The 18294-nt window shown below is 44.5% G+C and carries 18 protein-coding genes; 4 read left to right on the top strand and 14 right to left on the bottom strand.

Going from position 1 to position 18294, the window contains the following annotated elements:
- From smc to H4I94_RS10670, 3 genes are all read right to left on the bottom strand, one after another.
- Positions 1-3453 (bottom strand): chromosome segregation protein SMC, encoded by a 3453-nt coding sequence (gene smc / locus H4I94_RS10680; protein ID WP_261183125.1) that lies wholly within the window; start codon positions 3451-3453, stop codon positions 1-3.
- 10 nt (positions 3454-3463) lie between these two features.
- On the bottom strand, positions 3464-4159 hold the full coding sequence (locus H4I94_RS10675; RefSeq protein WP_131273694.1) for a GntR family transcriptional regulator: 696 nt from the start codon (positions 4157-4159) through the stop codon (positions 3464-3466).
- Between the two features lie 353 nt (positions 4160-4512).
- Positions 4513-5322, bottom strand: coding sequence for a sulfite exporter TauE/SafE family protein (locus H4I94_RS10670; RefSeq protein WP_092818886.1), 810 nt, complete (start codon positions 5320-5322; stop codon positions 4513-4515).
- A gap of 30 nt (positions 5323-5352) precedes the next feature.
- Here H4I94_RS10670 and H4I94_RS10665 point away from each other — a divergent pair, with 30 nt between their 5' ends.
- Complete coding sequence (locus H4I94_RS10665) at positions 5353-6111, top strand: biotin--[acetyl-CoA-carboxylase] ligase (RefSeq protein ID WP_131273696.1); 759 nt, start codon at positions 5353-5355, stop codon at positions 6109-6111.
- A gap of 9 nt (positions 6112-6120) precedes the next feature.
- The gene (locus tag H4I94_RS10660; RefSeq protein ID WP_131273697.1) at positions 6121-6858 is read left to right on the top strand and encodes a type III pantothenate kinase; all 738 of its coding nucleotides are present in this window, start codon (positions 6121-6123) and stop codon (positions 6856-6858) included.
- On the opposite strand, the gene H4I94_RS10655 is transcribed toward H4I94_RS10660, so the two are convergent.
- The 3 genes from H4I94_RS10655 to ffh form a co-directional block, all read right to left on the bottom strand.
- On the bottom strand, positions 6837-7424 hold the full coding sequence (locus H4I94_RS10655) for an RBBP9/YdeN family alpha/beta hydrolase (RefSeq protein ID WP_131273698.1): 588 nt from the start codon (positions 7422-7424) through the stop codon (positions 6837-6839). The genes H4I94_RS10660 and H4I94_RS10655 overlap by 22 nt on opposite strands.
- 141 nt (positions 7425-7565) lie before the next feature.
- On the bottom strand, positions 7566-8162 hold the full coding sequence (locus H4I94_RS10650; RefSeq protein ID WP_261183088.1) for an RBBP9/YdeN family alpha/beta hydrolase: 597 nt from the start codon (positions 8160-8162) through the stop codon (positions 7566-7568).
- A 199-nt stretch (positions 8163-8361) separates the two neighbouring features.
- Entirely contained in the window at positions 8362-9765 is a 1404-nt protein-coding gene (ffh, locus tag H4I94_RS10645; RefSeq protein WP_131273700.1) for a signal recognition particle protein, read from the bottom strand.
- A 138-nt stretch (positions 9766-9903) separates the two neighbouring features.
- On the opposite strand from ffh, the gene H4I94_RS10640 reads away from it, so the two are divergent.
- Positions 9904-10710 (top strand): inner membrane protein YpjD, encoded by an 807-nt coding sequence (locus H4I94_RS10640; protein ID WP_131273701.1) that lies wholly within the window; start codon positions 9904-9906, stop codon positions 10708-10710.
- A 189-nt stretch (positions 10711-10899) separates the two neighbouring features.
- On the opposite strand, the gene H4I94_RS10635 is transcribed toward H4I94_RS10640, so the two are convergent.
- Together H4I94_RS10635 and H4I94_RS10630 are read right to left on the bottom strand one after the other, a co-directional pair.
- Positions 10900-11517, bottom strand: coding sequence for a hypothetical protein (locus H4I94_RS10635; protein ID WP_261183087.1), 618 nt, complete (start codon positions 11515-11517; stop codon positions 10900-10902).
- Positions 11518-11617: 100 nt separating this feature from the next.
- Positions 11618-11851 (bottom strand): hypothetical protein, encoded by a 234-nt coding sequence (locus H4I94_RS10630; RefSeq protein WP_261183086.1) that lies wholly within the window; start codon positions 11849-11851, stop codon positions 11618-11620.
- Between the two features lie 171 nt (positions 11852-12022).
- Between H4I94_RS10630 and H4I94_RS10625 the strand changes: the two genes are divergently transcribed.
- Positions 12023-12958 carry a tRNA dihydrouridine synthase gene (locus tag H4I94_RS10625; RefSeq protein WP_261183085.1) on the top strand — a complete coding sequence of 312 codons (936 nt, stop codon included), beginning with the start codon at positions 12023-12025 and terminating at the stop codon, positions 12956-12958.
- A gap of 36 nt (positions 12959-12994) precedes the next feature.
- Here the strand turns inward: H4I94_RS10625 and H4I94_RS10620 are convergent, their stop codons facing one another.
- The 6 genes from H4I94_RS10620 to H4I94_RS10595 all read right to left on the bottom strand — a co-directional run bounded on the left by H4I94_RS10620 (position 12995) and on the right by H4I94_RS10595 (position 18178).
- Complete coding sequence (locus H4I94_RS10620) at positions 12995-13651, bottom strand: nuclease-related domain-containing protein (RefSeq protein ID WP_261183084.1); 657 nt, start codon at positions 13649-13651, stop codon at positions 12995-12997.
- A gap of 35 nt (positions 13652-13686) precedes the next feature.
- Complete coding sequence (locus H4I94_RS10615; RefSeq protein ID WP_261183082.1) at positions 13687-14169, bottom strand: methylated-DNA--[protein]-cysteine S-methyltransferase; 483 nt, start codon at positions 14167-14169, stop codon at positions 13687-13689.
- 49 nt (positions 14170-14218) lie between these two features.
- Positions 14219-14536, bottom strand: a complete 318-nt coding sequence (sugE, locus tag H4I94_RS10610; protein ID WP_092818910.1) for a quaternary ammonium compound efflux SMR transporter SugE — start codon at positions 14534-14536, stop codon at positions 14219-14221.
- Positions 14537-14772: 236 nt separating this feature from the next.
- Positions 14773-15687, bottom strand: a complete 915-nt coding sequence (locus tag H4I94_RS10605; protein ID WP_261183081.1) for a copper resistance protein B — start codon at positions 15685-15687, stop codon at positions 14773-14775.
- Complete coding sequence (locus tag H4I94_RS10600) at positions 15674-17677, bottom strand: multicopper oxidase domain-containing protein (protein WP_261183080.1); 2004 nt, start codon at positions 17675-17677, stop codon at positions 15674-15676. The genes H4I94_RS10605 and H4I94_RS10600 overlap by 14 nt, the downstream gene beginning before the upstream one ends.
- Positions 17678-17722: 45 nt before the next feature.
- Positions 17723-18178 carry a hypothetical protein gene (locus H4I94_RS10595; protein WP_261183079.1) on the bottom strand — a complete coding sequence of 152 codons (456 nt, stop codon included), beginning with the start codon at positions 18176-18178 and terminating at the stop codon, positions 17723-17725.
- Between the last annotated feature and the right edge of the window lie 116 nt (positions 18179-18294).

Below are 18294 nucleotides of genomic sequence, written 5' to 3'. Positions count from 1 at the left end.
CTATGACTCCGCAACTAAACCGTATTCTTTTGCCTGTTCCAAATCGACAGTGACTAATTTTGAGGTGCCCGGTTCTGGCATGGTAACACCTAACAAATCGGTTGCCATCGTCATTGCAACTTTATTATGGGTAATGTAAATGAATTGCACCTGTTCAGAAAGTTCTTTTACCAGGTTACAAAACCGACCCACGTTGGCATCGTCCAAAGGTGCATCGACCTCATCCAGTACACAGAACGGTGCCGGATTTAAACGGAAGATGGCAAACACCAATGCCAATGCCGTTAATGCTTTTTCACCCCCTGAGAGTAACGCCAGAGAACTGTTACGTTTACCCGGTGGGCGCGCCATTAGTTTTACACCCGATTGCCAGTCATCTTCAAGGCTTAAACTGGCTTCTCCGCCATTAAATACTTTAGGGAACAGTTCTTGCAGTTCATGATTGACCTGGTCAAAGGTGGTCATGAATAACTTGCGGGTTTCCTGATCAATACTCTTCATGGCGCCTTGTAATTGATCGACCGTTTTTTCCAGGTCTTCAATCTGATGACTCAGTTCTTCAAAGCGTTTGGAGACTTCCTCATATTCTTCAGAAGCTGCCAGATTGACCGCACCCAGTTTTTCAAAGCGCTGCTGTGCCTGTTCCAGCTGTGTTTGATGGGCAACCAGATCAATATTCAGGCCGCCAATCACCTCGCTATTCAATGCAGCCAATTGCTCTGAATAATGCTGAAAGTCCGATTTGGCCACTTGCCAGGCCAGACGCTTCTCTTCTAGCTGGCCACGCAATTTCTCGTCTTGCTGCTGGTGCTGATGACGCTGTTCGGTCAGGTGCTGCTGTTTTTCCTGAACACTGTTCAGCTCAACCTGCCATTCATTCCAGGTCTTTTGCAACTTTTCGGTCATTTGCGCCTGCTCGTTGAATTGCGATTGCAGCGCTGGCAGTTCCAGTTGCACCGGATCGACAAACTTTTTCGCCTGTTCCATTTGCGCAATAATCTGCTGATACTGTGCTTTTGAGAATGAAGCATCTTTTTCCAGCAATTCAATTTGCTGCCGGGTTTGCGTGACCTGACGACGTAGCAGCTCCAATTCCTGTTGCGCCTGCTGCCAGGTGTGCTGGGTGTTTTCCAGCTGCTCGGTCAGTTCCTCGACCTGGAATTGCAGGGTTTTATAATTCGGTAAAGCCTGTTCCAGTTTCAGGTTTAAGGCATGCAGGTCAATTTCCAGATCATCTTTCTGCATGGCATCTTCTTCCAGCTGCTCATCCAGCTGTTGAAGCTGACTGGCCAGTTGCTGTTTCTGAAGCGAAAAAGCCTGAGCCGTACTTTGTACTTTGGCCATGTTGACATCCAGCTGCTGCAATGCTTTTTGCTGCAGCTTTAACTGGTCTTGCTGATCTTGAATGTTTTTTTGCAGCGTTTGAATCTGTTTAACCAGTTCCGGCAATTGCTGTTCCGCAATTTCAAGCTGTGGCAACTGCTGTGCCAATGCTGTTTCAATTTCTTCCAAACGGATACGATGACTCAGTGCCCCTTGTCCTGCCTGACTGGCTTCATCGTAAAACAGACCGATCACCCAGTCCTGAGCCACCTGATAACCATCCAGCGTCAAGATGGACTGACCAACGCCCAATTGCGACTGTAACGCCAAAGCCTGATGAAGATGGTCCGCAACGGCCACCTGCTGCCAGATGGAATGCTGCGGCGATTCAATCCATTCGGCCAGACAAGGCAAACCGGCCAGTTGAATCTGCCCTTGTGCAAACTGAACCTTCAACTGGCGGGCAATACTTTCCGTGAAATCTGCATTGGCATCCAGTACTTGTGCAGAGAGCCATTTTGCCAAAAACTTTTCAATCAGATTGGCATGCTCTTTGGCCTGATCCTTGAGCTTCAACACCTGCATCAACTGCACGGCATTGTTCTGGACTTTAGGGCTGTTCTTGATCAGCAACTGATGGAGGTTTTTCTGTTCCGACTGCAACACCTGAATCGCAGACTTTAAGGTCGCAACATCATTTTTCTGCTGCGCATACTGGGTCTGTGCCAACTCTAATGTCTGTTTCTGCATTTGAATGGCTTGTTCCAGCTGTTCAATCTGCTGAGAAAGTTGAACTTTTTCACTTTCTAGCTGTTCAATATCCTCCAGCTGGTCCTGATTTTGGATTTGTGCGGCTTGCTGTTGCAGGGTCTGCTTTTGCTGTTCAATCCGGGCAATATTTTTAGCGAGCTGCTCACTTTGCGCCAGCATCTGCATTTTTTGCTGCTGCTGTTTTTCAACCTGGGCTTTGACCAGTTCAAATTGCTGTTGCACCTGTTGCTGCTGCGCCTTCAAATCCCCCAGACTTTGGCTCTGGTCCTGTCCCTGGCTTTCTTGCTGCTGTAATTGTTCAGCCTGCTGTTCATGCTGGGCTTGCAAAGTTTCAATTTGTAATTCAATCAGTTGCAGCCGTTCTTTGGTCTGTAGTTTTTGCTGTTCCAGCTGACTCAAAGTTGTCGTATTCTGCTGGAACAAGGACTGCTTCTGTTCCAGTGTCACTTTCAGTTCAGACAGTTTCTTTTCTGCCAGTTGCCATTCATTTTGCAACGGCGTGGACTGCTGAATCAGGCGCTGGAATAACTCACTGGTCGCGGTCAGGTCATGTTCCAGGGTAGTGAGTTCGGAACGCACCAGCTTGAAGGTTTCGCCCAGTTCATTCATCTGCACCGTATATTCTTGCTGTAAGCGGCTGCTTTGTTCACATTGGAACGACAGCACTTCCACTTTGATGGTGCGAATCCGGGTTTCCAGTTCTTTATATTGAATGGCAGTTTCGGATTGACGTTTCAGGGTTTTCAGCTGGGATTTCAGTTCCGCGGCAATATCTTCCAGACGGGATAAATTCTGTGTGGTGTGATCCAGATGCAACAGGGTTTCACGACGGCGTGCCTGATAACGCGAAACTCCGGCCGCTTCCTCAATAAACACCCGCATTTCTTCAGGTTTGGCATCCACCAGACGGTTAATCATGCCCTGTTCAATAATCGCGTAGGAACGCGGACCCAGACCGGTTCCCAGGAAAATATCGGTAATGTCACGACGACGGCATTTGGTGCCATTTAAAAAATATTCGGACTTGCCATCACGGTTGACCTGACGACGCACCACCAGCTCATTATAGGCATTGTAAGCGCCACCGAGCTTGCCATAGGTATTATCAAAACGCAGTTCGACACTCGCTACACCGACAGGTTTTCGTTTTGCAGTTCCGGTAAAAATCACATCCTGCATGCTGCCGCCACGCAGCTGGCGTGCACTGGATTCCCCCATGACCCAACGTATGGCATCAATCACATTGGATTTACCACAACCGTTAGGTCCAACCACAGCGGTACGATTTGCCTTGAAATGTAAAGTGGTACTATCGGCAAAAGATTTAAAGCCGGAAAGTTTTAAGCTGCTTAAACGCATAATGTCCTGATCAACGTCGTGAACGTCTTGCCCATGCAAGTTCGATTTGTTTCATCCGTGTCAGAGATTCCAACACAAGGTTGCGCAAGTGTCGACAAAAATCATCCATAAATAAAGTAGCTTGTTGTGATTTTCGGATCAAAACTGCATCAGTCACCAACTTGAACAACTCAAATGATTCCTGCAGTTCACGGTGTGAGATATTTAAGGTTAAAAAATAGCTGCGGCGCAGTGAAGGTAACAGTTCCTGATAGACTTTCATCAAGTAAGGATTGCCGACCATTTCGTGCTGGCGTGACAAGCCCTGAAAGATTAGATCATAAAATTTTTCAGTATGACCGTGACGGGTTTCTTCATGCAACTGCTCAAGCAATGTCTGAATTCTTTCGGCTTCATGCGGACGCCAGGTTTCGGCCATGCGTTGCACGATTTGGCCACAGAGCAATGCACACATCTCAAACAGGGCACGTACCTGCTGGGCAGACATTTCCGAAACAATCGCCCCACGGCGGGGATAGATTTCGATCAGCTGCGTACGCTCCAGCAACAGTAATGCTTCACGTACCGAACCACGGCTGACATCCAGTTCAGATGAAATGCGCAATTCCTGAATGCGCTCTCCCTCAACCAGTTCACCGCGAATGATTTGCTCACTAATATGCCTGGCAATCTGCTCGGACAAACTGTCCTTTTCTTGTTCTTGCATACTGTTCCTATCTTGTTTTTATAAGATGCAATCAAAAAAACTTTTGAATAAATCCTGATTGTTACTTGCTTTTTTACTTGATTTTAATTACAAAAAATATGACATTGTCAGACAATTTTCAAGTCGTAAAAGCCAATATCAGGTTGTGATAAGCGGATCGAATACAAGCGTCTATCCCCTTTCAGCTTCTGTCTTTAGCCCTATTCTCCCTCATAAGTAATTCATTTAAAATACAAAAATAAATTCAGTTTTAATCCTTTCATTTCCCAAAACAACAGAATAAGTGATATTCCGGTGTGTATGTAAAAAACCATAGCACACCTTCTCATCTCTTTTATATCGTTTTTTCTAAATTAAAAAAAGGTCGAAAAACCTTGATAAATAAAATACGAACCGACAGTTGCCAACAGGCAGGCAAAACATCTTTTCAGCATGGCTGGCGATAACTTATGCGCCACTTTTGCGCCTAGCTTCGCCGTCATGAAGCTCATGACACTAATCCCAATAAAGGCATAGATATGCACATAGCCAATGCTATGCGGTATTTCAGCCTCAGTATTGGAACCAAACCACATAAAGCCCAAAGCACCGGCAATGGCAATCGGCAAGCCGCCTGCGGCTGAGGTGGCCACCGCTTTCTGGATCACCACGCCATGACGGCTTAAATACGGTACGGTCAGACTGCCACCGCCAATACCGAATATGGCAGAGGCGACCCCGATTCCGCCTCCGGCCAGGATTTGCATGGCTCGGGAAGGTAAATGATGACTCGGGTCCACCGCTTTGCTTGCGCCATTAAACATGGTGTAAGCCACCCAAAGGGCAAAAAAACCGATCAGCAATTGCAAACCCTGACCCGACAGATAATCCGCAATCCCTGCCCCTAAAAATGCCCCTAAAGCCAGTCCGGGTGCCAAGTTACGAAATACATCCCACATCACCGCGCCTCTTTTATGGTGCGCTGTGACCGAGCTGATGGAAGTCACAATAATGGTGGCCAGCGACGTGCCTACGGCCAGATGCATAATCACCGAAGGATCATAATGTAACTGGGTAAATACGATATAAAGAATGGGAACAATAATCAGGCCGCCACCCACCCCAAACAGTCCAGCAGCAAAACCCGCCATTGCACCAATCAATAAATATATGATTAACTCCATTATTCACATTCCACAGTTACTTAGATTTAAATGGATTTAGAGACCCGACAGCTGCAAAAAATCCTGGATGATGCCCATCAGCTTCCTGAAATTTTGCTACTCAAACCCGTCACCACATCGACCAATGACGATGTACGTGAAATTGCATTAAAAGGCGTACAGAGTGTTCTGGTTTGCAGTACCCGACAAACTCAAGGTCGTGGACAGCGCCAACGACAGTGGGTATCCCCTGAAGGCAACATCTATTTAAGCACATTGCTGAATACGCGAACAGCCATTGATGGCCGGCTTGCGCTTGAAATTGCACTGAATATTTTACAAATGCCGAGTTTGCAAGATTTAGATTTGCAAGTGAAATGGCCAAACGACCTGTATAGTTGCCAAGGTAAATGGGGCGGCATTCTGGTTGAACCGATTTCACCGCATCAGTTTATTGTCGGGGTCGGGATTAATCTTGAGCCTGTTCCCAAAGCCCAGATTGACCAGCATGCGACCTCACTGCGTGAATTAGGATTACAGGATATTTCACGTATTCAGCTGATTGCAGAACTGTTTATGGCCATCCAGCAAGCCAGCGCATGGTTTGATCATGACTGCTATAACCTCGCTGCACGCTTTAATCATTATGCGGCTTTTAAAGATCAGGCCGTTGAATTTGAGCACCTTTCGGGAGTATGTTCAGGAATCTTCCTGGGCATTCAGGATGATGGTTCGGTCACTATTGAAACCTCTGACGGTTTAAAACAGTTTTATCAAGGGCGCTTACGCTGCCTGGACACCTCTCTTTAGAGAAATGCAATGAAGAATTTATGGCTGGATATCGGCAATACCCGACTCAAATACTGGATTACTGAAAACGACCAGATTGTTGAACATGCGGCAGAATTGCATCTGCAATCTCCTGCCGAACTGCTATTGGGCTTAATCCTGCATTTTAAAAATCTGGATTTACAGCAAGTCGGGGTATCTTCCGTTCAGGACAAAAAAAATAATGAACGCATCCAGAAAATTCTCAAGTTTTTAAATGTGCCTGTCACTTTTGCCAAAGTGCATGCCGAATATGCCGGCCTGCGCTGTGCTTATGAAGATACCAGCAAGTTCGGGATAGACCGCTGGCTGCAAATGCTGGCGGTGGTGAATAATCCAGCGCAAAAATACTGTGTGATCAGTTGTGGAACTGCGCTGACCATTGACCTGACCGATGGCCTGCAACACTTGGGCGGTTATATCCTGCCCAATCTGTATTTACAGCGTGATTCCCTGATTCAAAATACCAAAGGCATCAAGATTCCCGACGCAACATTTGATGAGCTTAGCCCGGGTCGCAATACCATCGATGCCGTTCATCACGGCATTCTGCTCAGTCTGGTCAGCACCATTGAAAAGGTCCTGCAAAAATACCCCAGCCAACTGATTTTAACCGGGGGCGATGCTTCGCTATTTGCCAAATATCTTGCCCAGTATCAGCCTGTTATCGAGCCGGATCTGCTGCTGAAAGGCCTGCAAAATTATATCTATTCCTTGGCCGAGGCCTGATTTTCAGAAATAAGATAAGGCTGAATGACCTGCCAGACTTCGGGCAGTTCACTACAGCCTTCAGAATCGATAAAATGCCCCTGATGCTTGGCTGCAATCAGTTCGGCATCCAGGCTTTCAGCCTGTTGAATACTGCACTTGGGCGGTACATGCTCATCCCCTTGCGAATAAATCACCACGCGATGCTCAATCTGGCGTTTTAGCAATTCAAAATCAATCCGCGCAGCATCAATAAACGGGTTCACTTCATTCAGACGTCCCAGACGCCCATTAAAACCGGCAATCAAAACCAGCTGTTGAATGCGCTGATGAATTAAATGTTTGGATAAATAATGCATTGCCGCAATAGTCCCCAAGCTATGCGCAATCACAATACTGTTTTCATCCAGACGACCCGCCTGCTGTTCTATCTGCGATTCCCAGACTGACAGCCGGGGATGTGTTGATGGATCCAGACGCAAAATGTTCACACTAAAATGCTGTTCAGCAGCAAGCCGTTGCAACCAGGGATACCAGTTTTCTTCCGGGCTGGCAGTATAGCCATGTATGACAATCACTTGAGCCATTGTTGGGGTTCCATTGCAGCTAGTCGCTCTAGTGTGCAATAGGCTCAGCCGGAATGAAGTGATTCATTTGTTGGTGTTTTTATAAAAAATGCATCACTGAAAATATTTATTCGGCAATTTAAGCCATTACTTGCTAACAGATTACAACAGACTCTGGCTAGATGAATGATGCAGCAAGGGTTTCAGCACATCCCAGACCTGGTTAAATTCATCAAAACCATCGCTGCGCATAAAATGCCCGGCATGGTTTACCTCCTGCATCTGGGCATTAATGTAATGCCCGAGTAACACGGCTTTGGGTGGTGACACATAAGGGTCATTGCAGGAAAACAGTAAAAAGCGGGTTGCAATCTGTTTTTGCAAAATGGCCATGTCTAATTTTGCCTGACGGATAAAACCGTCCAGTTCAGGCAATGCAGTGAGTTTATCCTTAAAGCCAGCCACTAGAATCAGCCCTCTAATCTGGGTCTGGCTCAGTGCCTGGGTTAAAAAATGCAGACTTGCAAGACAACCTAAACCATGCGCGACAATAATGCTTTCCGGATCTAAACGGGGTATTTGCAGCTGTATTGCAGCTTGCCAGTTCTGAAAATTGGGCGCACTCGGATCGGGCAAGGTCAGCCGTCTTGCCAGATGTCCTGAATGCTGGATTTGCTGACTGAGCCAAGGAAACCAGTGATCATTGGCAGATGACTGATCACCATGAACGATATAAACTTTCTTTTTTAATTGTGACATAGGCTTTCTTCTTATTTAAAAGTGCTTATCAAGTCATATTTTTGGAATTATTTTATTATGATATGCCGCTTAGATTCAAAAAATCCAGCCTGTTCGTCACAAAAGTGGCTAGATTTTTCAAAGTGTTTTTAGCATAGAAAAAAGGCAATAAAAAAGGCGCATTACGCGCCTTTTTCTGATCGAACCTCAAGGCTCCATCTTATTTCTGATCTTTATTACCGAAGAGTGGCCCCATACCGCCGCCACCGAACTGTTTTTGCATATTGCCCAATGAACGCATCATTTTTGCCATACCTGACGGATTGGCAAACTTCTTCATCATTTTCGCCATTTGCGCATGTTGCTTGATCAGTTTATTCACTTCAGCAACATCCATACCGCAACCGGCAGCAATACGTTTTTTACGGCTCGGGTTCATCAGGTCCGGGTTACGGCGCTCTTTAATGGTCATCGACTGGATAATCGCTTCCATCTTTTTCACTTGCTTTTCAGGGTTTGCCTGCGCAATTGCGTCTTGAATACCCGAGTTGCTCATGCCTGGAAGCTTATCCAGGAATCCCATCATGCCACCCATTTTATTCATTTGCTCAAATTGCATCAGCATGTCTTCAAAGTTGAAGCTGCCGCCTTTTTGCAATTTTTTCGCCATTTTTTCGGCTTTTTCTTTGTCGATCTTGCGTTCAACTTCTTCGACCAAAGAAAGCACGTCACCCATGCCGAGGATACGCTGTGCGATACGCTCAGGATGGAATGGCTCAAGCGCATCCAGTTTTTCACCCATACCCAGGAACTTGATTGGCTTGCCGGTAATCGCACGTACCGAAAGTGCTGCACCACCGCGTGCATCACCATCGGTTTTGGTCAGGATCACACCCGTTAAAGGCAAGGCATCATTAAAGGCTTTAGCTGTATTTGCCGCATCCTGACCGGTCATGGCATCGACCACGAACAGGGTTTCAGTTGGCTTGATGGCAGCGTGGAGCTCTTTAATTTCGTCCATCATTTCGTCATCGACGTGCAGACGACCTGCGGTATCGACAATCAAGACATCAGCGAACTGGATTTTTGCCTGTTCAATTGCACGGTTGGCAATGGTAATCGGTTTTTCGTCTGCGCTGGATTCAAAGAAAATCGCGCCTACTTCACCTGCTACCGTTTGCAGCTGCTTGATTGCCGCTGGACGGTAAACGTCGGCAGAAACCATGGCCACTTTTTTCTTTTGACGCTCTTGCAGGAAACGCGCAAGTTTTGCCGCCGTGGTGGTTTTACCCGCACCTTGCAAACCTGCAAGCAGGACAACTACAGGGGGTTTGGCTGCAAGATCAAGGCTTTCATTGGCCTCGCCCATCATTTTGGTCAGTTCGTCATGTACAATTTTGACGAACGCCTGGCCCGGTGATAACTGAGTCATCACTTCTTGGCCCAATGCCTCTTCCTTAACTTTCGCGATGAACTCACGAGTTACAGGTAACGCCACATCGGCTTCAAGAAGTGCCATACGCACTTCACGTAACGTATCTTTAATATTGTCTTCGGTTAGCTGCCCTGAGCCAGTAACATTTCTTAAACTCTGCGTGAGTCGTTCTGTTAAGGTATCAAACATTGCAAATTCCGCTTAAAATAGCCGTGAGCAAAAAATTGTTTCTTAAAATAGAAAATTTATGCATAGAATGCTATAGGATACTGTAGTTCGCATCGAATTTATATAAATGAATATTCATCATCCTGAAAAAGGTTTGACATGATTAGCCTGCCCCTGGTTTACACGATCTTAGCATTAGTCGCTTATACCTCATCCTTCTGGTATCTGTTTATTCACTTAATGTCAAAACGTGATCCAAACCATTGGTTTTTAGGGCTTGTTCTCGGTTTAGGGTTGTTGTTGCACGGCGGTGTTCTGTGTAGCGATATGCTGACCCCTTCCGGCATTAACTATGATGTTTTTGTGTTAATGTCATTTACCTCCGGTCTGATGCTGCTGCTCAGCCTGCTGTTCAGTACCTTCCGTCCTATTTTGGCGCTGAATTTACTCGGCATTCCGGTTGCTGCAACCGGCCTGATTTTAGGTTTTGCCTTAAGCAAATCCAATCAGGTGATTGAGCAGCATTCCTTAGGTTTAGACATTCATATTATTTTGTCTTTATCGGCCTATGCGGTTCTGCTGATGGCGACCATTCAGGCCGTGATTTTGTGGTTTCAGAACCGTGAATTAAAGAATAAAACCAAAAGACTCTGGGTCAATTTATTGCCGTCGTTTCAGGCCATGGAATCATTGCTGTTTGATTTAATCATTACCGGTTTTACCTTGCTGACTTTAGCGCTTGGTTTTGGTTTCTTTACCATTGAAGACTTCTTTGCCCAGCATTTGGCGCATAAAACGGCGTTTAGTATTATTTCTTGGTTTGTTTATGGCTTCCTGTTAATTGGCCATTACCAGTTTGGCTGGCGCGGTCAGAAAGCCATTCGCTTTACCCTCATTGGTTTTATGCTATTGGCGATTGGTTTTATTGGTTCCAAGTTTGTGCTGGAAATGATTTTGGGCAAGTAAGATTCTTTTTTTGAGTTTGCCTCATTAAAAGCATGGAACAGTGATTAAATAATAAGCATGGAACATGATAAATTATTAAAAAAGCCCAAGTATCCGTACTTGGGCTTTTTACTACACAATAAGATTTTGATTTATATAGAATAAAAAATAGCATTTCGTATAACGTGTATTATGTTAATTTTAGGAAAATTAAAAACTAGGAGCTTTGTCTAACCAATCTTCAAAGTTTTTAAATTTTATATGATGTGGCATATCACCTAAGTCAAAAACAAAAATTGATGGATCACCATTAATATCATCACCATCAAAATATGCAGCCCAATCTAATAGACGTGCAAATGGTACTAAATTAAAACCCTCTTTTTTCCTGAATTCGAATGCTAGAGCTCCTGATTCCATTCTCGCATCAATAAAACCCCAATTTCCTACATCAATGATATTTTTATTTTGGCTAATATTTATAAAGCGCTGCGGATAGCTAAAATTAGTTGGTAATTCTTGATCAGAATACAGTGAAAAATTTGATTTATCTGGAGTGGCTATATTTCCTGTCATTTTTAATGGATTTGCCCAACCTAAAATTAGAGATGTCACTGAATCAGACTTATCTGGAGATATGTCACCTTGATATTTTTCTATTGAATTTCTTTTCAGGAACTCACTAATTTTCACTTCACGTTGATCATCATGTAATGTATCTAAAATAAAGTTAGCCATATCATGTAGATGCTGACATTCATATTTGTTATTTAAGTTAAATTGTGGATTCCAAACATATTTTAATATATCCATGACTTTATCTTTCATTTTATATCTCGATAAGATTCATATCATTTTGATTTTATCAAATACCGGGGAAATAGTTTTTATTTAACATAATGGCGATTATACGAAATTCATATAAAACTCAATTTTGATCAATGAGAAATTCCAAAATTTTCAGAGTTTCATCTTTCCCCAAATCAAACTCATCTCCCATATCCATAGCAATTAACCTCATAATTTCATCATGAGATCTTCCAGAGAACTCAGAACAAAAATGGTGGTAAATTTTCATACATTGGCTTGCCACTTCATCAGGAGCATAATTTATTTCTACAAAGTTCTTAACTTTTATTAGTTCTAACTTTTTATCGAACATAAAAAACCTCTTAATTGAATATGATTTGGTAATACCATTTAATATAAAATCTCTTATACGAAATATAAAGGCTAAGCCTTATCTCACTCTACAATATTTCAAAACCCTTTTCCTAGACAACCCACACAAAAAAACGTATAACACCGTTTTTCATTTAACAGGTGTCCGACGTTGAAACTTGTGCTTGCACCCATGGAAGGCTTAACAGACCCCATTATGCGCGATGTACTTACATCCGTAGGGAGCTTTGACTGGTGTGTAACCGAGTTTATTCGTGTCACCGATTCAGTGCTTCCCGATCATGTCTATCATAATTACTGCCCGGAATTATTAAACGGTGGCAAAACCGCAGCGGGTACACCTGTGCATGTACAGTTTTTGGGAAATAACCCGGAAATGCTGGCAGCCAATGCCATTCGTGCTGTGGAACTGGGAGCTCCTGCGATTGATATGAATTTCGGTTGTCCTGCAAAAACGGTTAACCGTCACCGCGGCGGTTCAGTGCTGCTGGATGAACCCGAAGTGGTACATCTCTTGGTCAAAGCCGTTCGAGATGCCGTACCCCGTCATATTCCAGTTTCAGCCAAAATGCGTTTGGGCTATATGGACCGCAACTTCACTTTAGAAAATGCGCACGCCATTGAAGATGCTGGAGCTGCCTGGGTCACGGTGCATGCCCGCACCAAAGCGGAAGGTTATACCCCGCCCGCGTTCTGGGATCAACTGCAACCGATTCGTGAAGCCTTAAACATCAATGTCATTGCCAATGGTGAAATCTGGACCAATGCAGATGCCAAGCAATGCCAGCTTGAGTCTGGTTGTGAAGACCTGATGATTGGCCGGGCTGCTGTAACCACACCGGATATCACCCAATGTATCCGTCAAAATACTGATGAAGCCTTGATCACCTGGAATGAATTATTGGCTCTGCAAATTCGCTTCCTGAATGGTCCCTATAAAAAAGAAGTGAATATGGTGGGACGCTATAAACAGTGGCTGGGCATGATGTCCAAGCATTATCCTGAAGCCAAAGCATTGTGGAATGAAGTCAAACGCATTAAAGCCTTGGCTGAAATCATTGAAAAATTAAATGCGTCCAAGCATTAAAGTCAAAAGCCTTTGAATGTTCAAAGGCTTTTTTATTCAGCCATTTCCTTTACGCTGTTTTAGATTTTCCACATGCATTCGATTAGTTTTCCAGGACTTCTCTAACACTTCTTTTTCAATCCGTAATTGAATCCGTTTCAGTTTCATCGCAGGAATGACTTCCTCCTGAAAACCTTTGACATAATCTGTCCACGCAGCACCGCGAAACACATTACTTGGCATGGCTGTTTTAAATTCACTTTCTGGCATAAAAACAATCACCGAATGTAAATGCTGCGGTTCAAGAATGTCGGAGAGTACATCTTCGAGTACTTTCATGTGTTTATAGTTTTGATGCAATGGATTTTGAAATTTATAGCTCTTTTTATAAATTTTTTGCGTCCACATTTTTTGACGTTCACTGCCAAAAATCCAGCCGGTATAATTTTTGGTTTCAATCACAAAAATCCCAAAAGGACTTAAGAGAATATGATCAATTTGTGTCGTTCCTGCCTGTTCATCTGGCAAAGTGCAATCATTTAATAAAATATAACGCGGGTCTTTTAAATAGAGTTTGACGTGTACAGCTACCGCGAGCTCCCCTACTTTGCCTTTAATGAAGGGTTTAAAGGCTTTGAAAATCCCTATGGCAATAAAAGCAAGAATAATCCACCAAAAGCTTGACCCAAGTTGTACAACTATCTGACTCAACATTTTATTGATCTTTATTATTAATAAGACTTTATAATTTAAACAATTTTCTCTAATTTTAACAGGATATCTTTATTGTCCAGCCCACCGGCAAAACCGACCAGTTTACCGTTTGCACCCACCACACGATGACACGGCGCAATAATGGAGATGGGGTTTTTCCCGTTAGCTGCGCCCACTGCACGTACCGCTTTGACGTTACCGACTTGCTCGGCAATATCACGGTAACTGCGGGTTTCGCCAAAGGGAATGGTCAGCAAGGCTTGCCAGACTTTCTGCTGAAATTCAGTGCCTTCAAAATCTAGAGGCAAATCAAATTGCTGCCGTTTTCCAGCAAAATATTCGCTTAACTGTTTTTGGGTTTCCAATAAAATTGGATGATGTGTTTGTTCAATCAGTTCGGCTAAACGTACCCGTTTGGGATTTTCATTTTCCCAAAGTACCGCCACCAAAGCCGTGTCATTGGCGACCAGTTTTAAGGTACCCACAGGAGAAGCCATTTCCATAAATGCCAGTTTCATTGTCTTCTCCTGTAGTGCATTAAATAAGCGATATAGTGAGGAAGAGTGGTTATGATGATGACAGTTTCATCAATACCAATCCAGAAATAATCAGTACCGCGGCGAGCATGCGCATGGCCGATGCAGGCTCACCCAAAATAAATACCCCGACCAGAAAAGAACCCACTGCACCAATTCCGGTCCAGATGGTATAGGCTGTACCCAGCGGCAAGGTTCGCATGGCATAAGCCAGTAAAGCAAAACTTAACACCATAAAAACCAAGGTAATGATACTCGGGGTGAGACGGGTGAAACCTTCTGAAAGTTTCATGGCATAGGCCCAGACAATTTCAAAAATACCCGCTAAAACCAGAACGATCCAAGCCATGACGACGATGCTCCATTTGATTAGAGTCAGGTCGTCCTGACGAATTTTCTTCGTGCAACAACCCATCTGGTTGCACCAAGGGAGGTCGTTCCTCCTGTCATTGATCGATAATTATATAAATAATTGAGGGAACTGGGTGCATGTTTTACATTTTTTGACCAATTGCTCACTTTAAAAGTGCAAATAAAAATACGACTGGCCTCAACCAGTCGTATTTTTTGGAGCCTTGAGTGGGATTAAAATTTAAAACGTATCCCTGCACCATACAGCCATTCCTGATCAGATGCTGATTCCGCTTGCCAAGCAGTCTGCTCCCGCCCCTGTTTGTATCCATAGGCCACATCAATAAAAGGCATGACTTTTTTATTGATTTCATAACGGGTTTCCAGCCCCAATTGTGCCGTGCTTAAACCGGTTTTTTGCGCATAGCTGGAGTCATCACTCAACACTACATTCAAGTCCAGATAAGGCTTAACAATCAATTTTTGCGTCAGCAGCACATCGCGTTCGGTTTCCAGGCTCAAAGAAGCTTGATTATTCTGCCCAACATAGAGATAGGCATTGGTTTCAAAGAAATACGGCGCCAGCCCATGTACCCCAATCACGGCATCGACCTGATCCTGATCGACTTCCCGATTCTGGTCATTGCGATAGCGTAAACCGGCCTGTACATCCCAAAAATCGGCAACATTGCGACTGTACAACACTTTGGCATCATATTCCGCTTGCTGTGATTCAGCATCATCGGCATGCACTTTGATAAAAACCTTGTTTTCATCTGTGCCGATACGGGTTTCCAGTTCCGATTTTAGAACCCCGTTTCCATCATTATTGCGTAACCAGCGACTTTCAAGCGTGGTTTGCTGATAAATCTGCCCGCCATGCTCCTTGATATGCTCGGCAGATGCAGCATCATTCGAGCTCACATTTTCATCTTGAACAGCAATTACGGGTTTTGCTTTAACAGGTGTTTGGTCTGTCGTTGACACGACATGATGTTGTGAATGATCCACCGGTATTGCATTTTGTGCTGACGTCTGCACTTCCGCCATCGGCATGGTTTGATGACTTGGCTGTGCAAAACTTTGTCCAGATAACAATAAGCATGAGGCACTCAATGTGCTCATTACAAAGTGATTAATGATGCGCATGTGAGTCTCCTTGCTCAACTTGAGCCGGTGTAGCAGGTGAAGCGAGCGTTTTATTTCCTTCGACATTGGCTACCACTAGTTTACTCATCATGCCCGACGACATGTGATAGAGCAGATGACAATGAATCGCCCATTCTCCCAATTCATCAGCGGTCAGTAATGCCGTTACCGTTTTACCCGGTGGCACAATCAGGGTGTGTTTATTCGGCATATTGGCGCTACTTTGCCCATTTTCCAGCTGCATAAACATGCCATGCAGATGCATCGGATGCGCCATCATGCTGTCATTTATAAATTTCAGGCGGATACGTTCGCCATATTTCACCTGTAGCGGTTTCACTTCGGTAAATTTCTTGCCATTGATGGTCCAGATATAACGCTCCATGTTGCCACCCAAGCGCACTTCCAGTTCACGCTCCGCAGGACGGGTATCGGGCTGTGGAGTGAGTGATTTCAAGTCGCCATATTGCAGCGCCTTATGCCCTGCCGGGGTTGAGGCATTGGCCCAGCCATAAACCACGGCTGCCTTATTATCTGAAGCGGGTTGTGCTGTACGATGCGTTGCATGGCTTTGCTCGTGCTGCTGATCTACCTCAGGCTGTGCGGATGGCAGAGTCGCATGTTGCGAATGGTCGTGCATGGCAGCATGACTCATTTGAGTATGATCCATGGTCTGATGATCCATTGTAGCCATATCATGTTTCATTGATGAGTGATCCATCTTTGAATGATCCATCTTTGAATGATCCATTCCAGCCATGTCATGTTGCATGGATGAATGATTCATCTTTGAATGATCCATCATTTGATGTTTCATTGAGCCTGGACTATGTGAATCTGCACTGGCTGGGTTTGTACCACTCTGATGATCATCCATCTGGGCATGGTTGGCATGGTCACCGGATGCAGAACCGTGCCCCATATCTTCCATGGTCAGTAATGCACGTGGACGTGGTTTCGGCATGTGAATCGCATGCGTCACTGGAGAATTTTCATTATGCAATGTTCCAATGGCAAACCCGCTGCGGTCAATCGACTCAGCTTCAATCTGATAATGATTGGCTTGCGGCTCCACAATCACATCATAGGTTTCTGCAGTGCCTATGCGAAATTCATCTACAGGTACCGGTTGCACGGGCTGGCCATCGGCACTGACCACTGTCATCTTCAAGTCTGGAATACGCACGTCATAAAAAGACATGGCTGAAGCATTGATAAAACGCAAGCGGACTTTTTCATTTGGCTTGAACATGCCGGTCCAGTTTTGTTCCGGCGTTTTGCCATTGATCAGGAAGGTATAACCGGTGACATCGGACAAATCGGTTTTCAGCATGCGCATCTGATTCCACATGGAACGATCTTGCCAGGTACTTTTGAGTCCATCACGTTTGACCTGCTTCAACACGTCGGTCACAGTTTCACGCCGATTTTGATAGTATTCAGCCGACTTTTTCAGGTTCTTCTGAATCTGGTCACTGCTGGACTGATGAAAATCGGACAGCATTACCACATAATCACGATCAGCTTTTTCATGTGCTGCTAGCGGCTTTTTCCCTTTAGGATAAATCACCAGGGCACCATATAAACCGTCCTGCTCCTGTCCTTTGGAATGCGCGTGATACCAGTAGGTGCCGTTTTGACGCACCTTGAAACGGTAGACAAAATCAGCTTGCGGTTTAATCCCTTTAAACTGGTTAAAACCTGGCACGCCATCCATCAGTCCCGGCAGCAATAAACCATGCCAGTGAATGGAGCTATCCTTGTTTTTCAGATTGTTATGCACATGAATCACGGCATCGTCACCTTCTTCAAATTCCAGAAGGGGCGCAGGAAATTGACCATTTACGGTAATCCGCTTTAAGGGCTTGCCAGTTACATTGACCATCTGTTCATCAATGTTGAGATGATATTCCTTGACCGCGGCAAATGCCCACGACGATGACACTAGACACACCCCGATCACGAGGCTTTGACTTAATTGAATAGACATAACTTTACCTATAATTTAAAAATAAAAAGTTTTTTTAAATCACGGTCAAGCTTTAGGGGGACGCAGAATTTTTTGCCAGAAACCGCTTAAATGCTGGGCAGAATAAGTAAAATTGGGCTGTGGATGTTCGGGAACAGGATTTAAATGGGCAAAACTCGGACTTTGCGCATCCAGCCAACTGCCCAGACTTTGACAATGCAGCTGTATGCAATCATTACAGCTGAAATGCTGCTGTTGATCGCTCATACCTTGATGACAATCCAGATCATGGGACAGATTTACCTGTTCGACAGGATGCTGCTGCATGTGCGGTTGAGTATTGACTGAATCATGGCAACCTGACATGGCCGTCATGGGCATTTTATCTTCATGCTGAATCGTCAATTCACTCATCATTTGCTGATGCATCGGCTGTTCAAATGCCAAGACAGCATTGCTCCACCCGATGGCAAAAACCATCAGGAACACAAACCAAGCCTGTTTGCGTAATGAAGTGAGCACAGTATTGTCCTTAGCCAATCTAGAATAAAAGATAAATCATGTTCTTTTGATTTCAGTCTAACACGATATCCGCGATACAAGTTATACACAATTTTTAAATTTATGCTAAACAGTGT

It is taken from the genome of Acinetobacter sp. T_3_1 (assembly GCF_025377055.1).
Classification (GTDB): Bacteria; Pseudomonadota; Gammaproteobacteria; order Pseudomonadales; family Moraxellaceae; genus Acinetobacter; species Acinetobacter kookii.
Note: the sequence above shows the minus strand (reverse complement) of the source record. Positions and strands in the feature narration are given on the sequence as shown.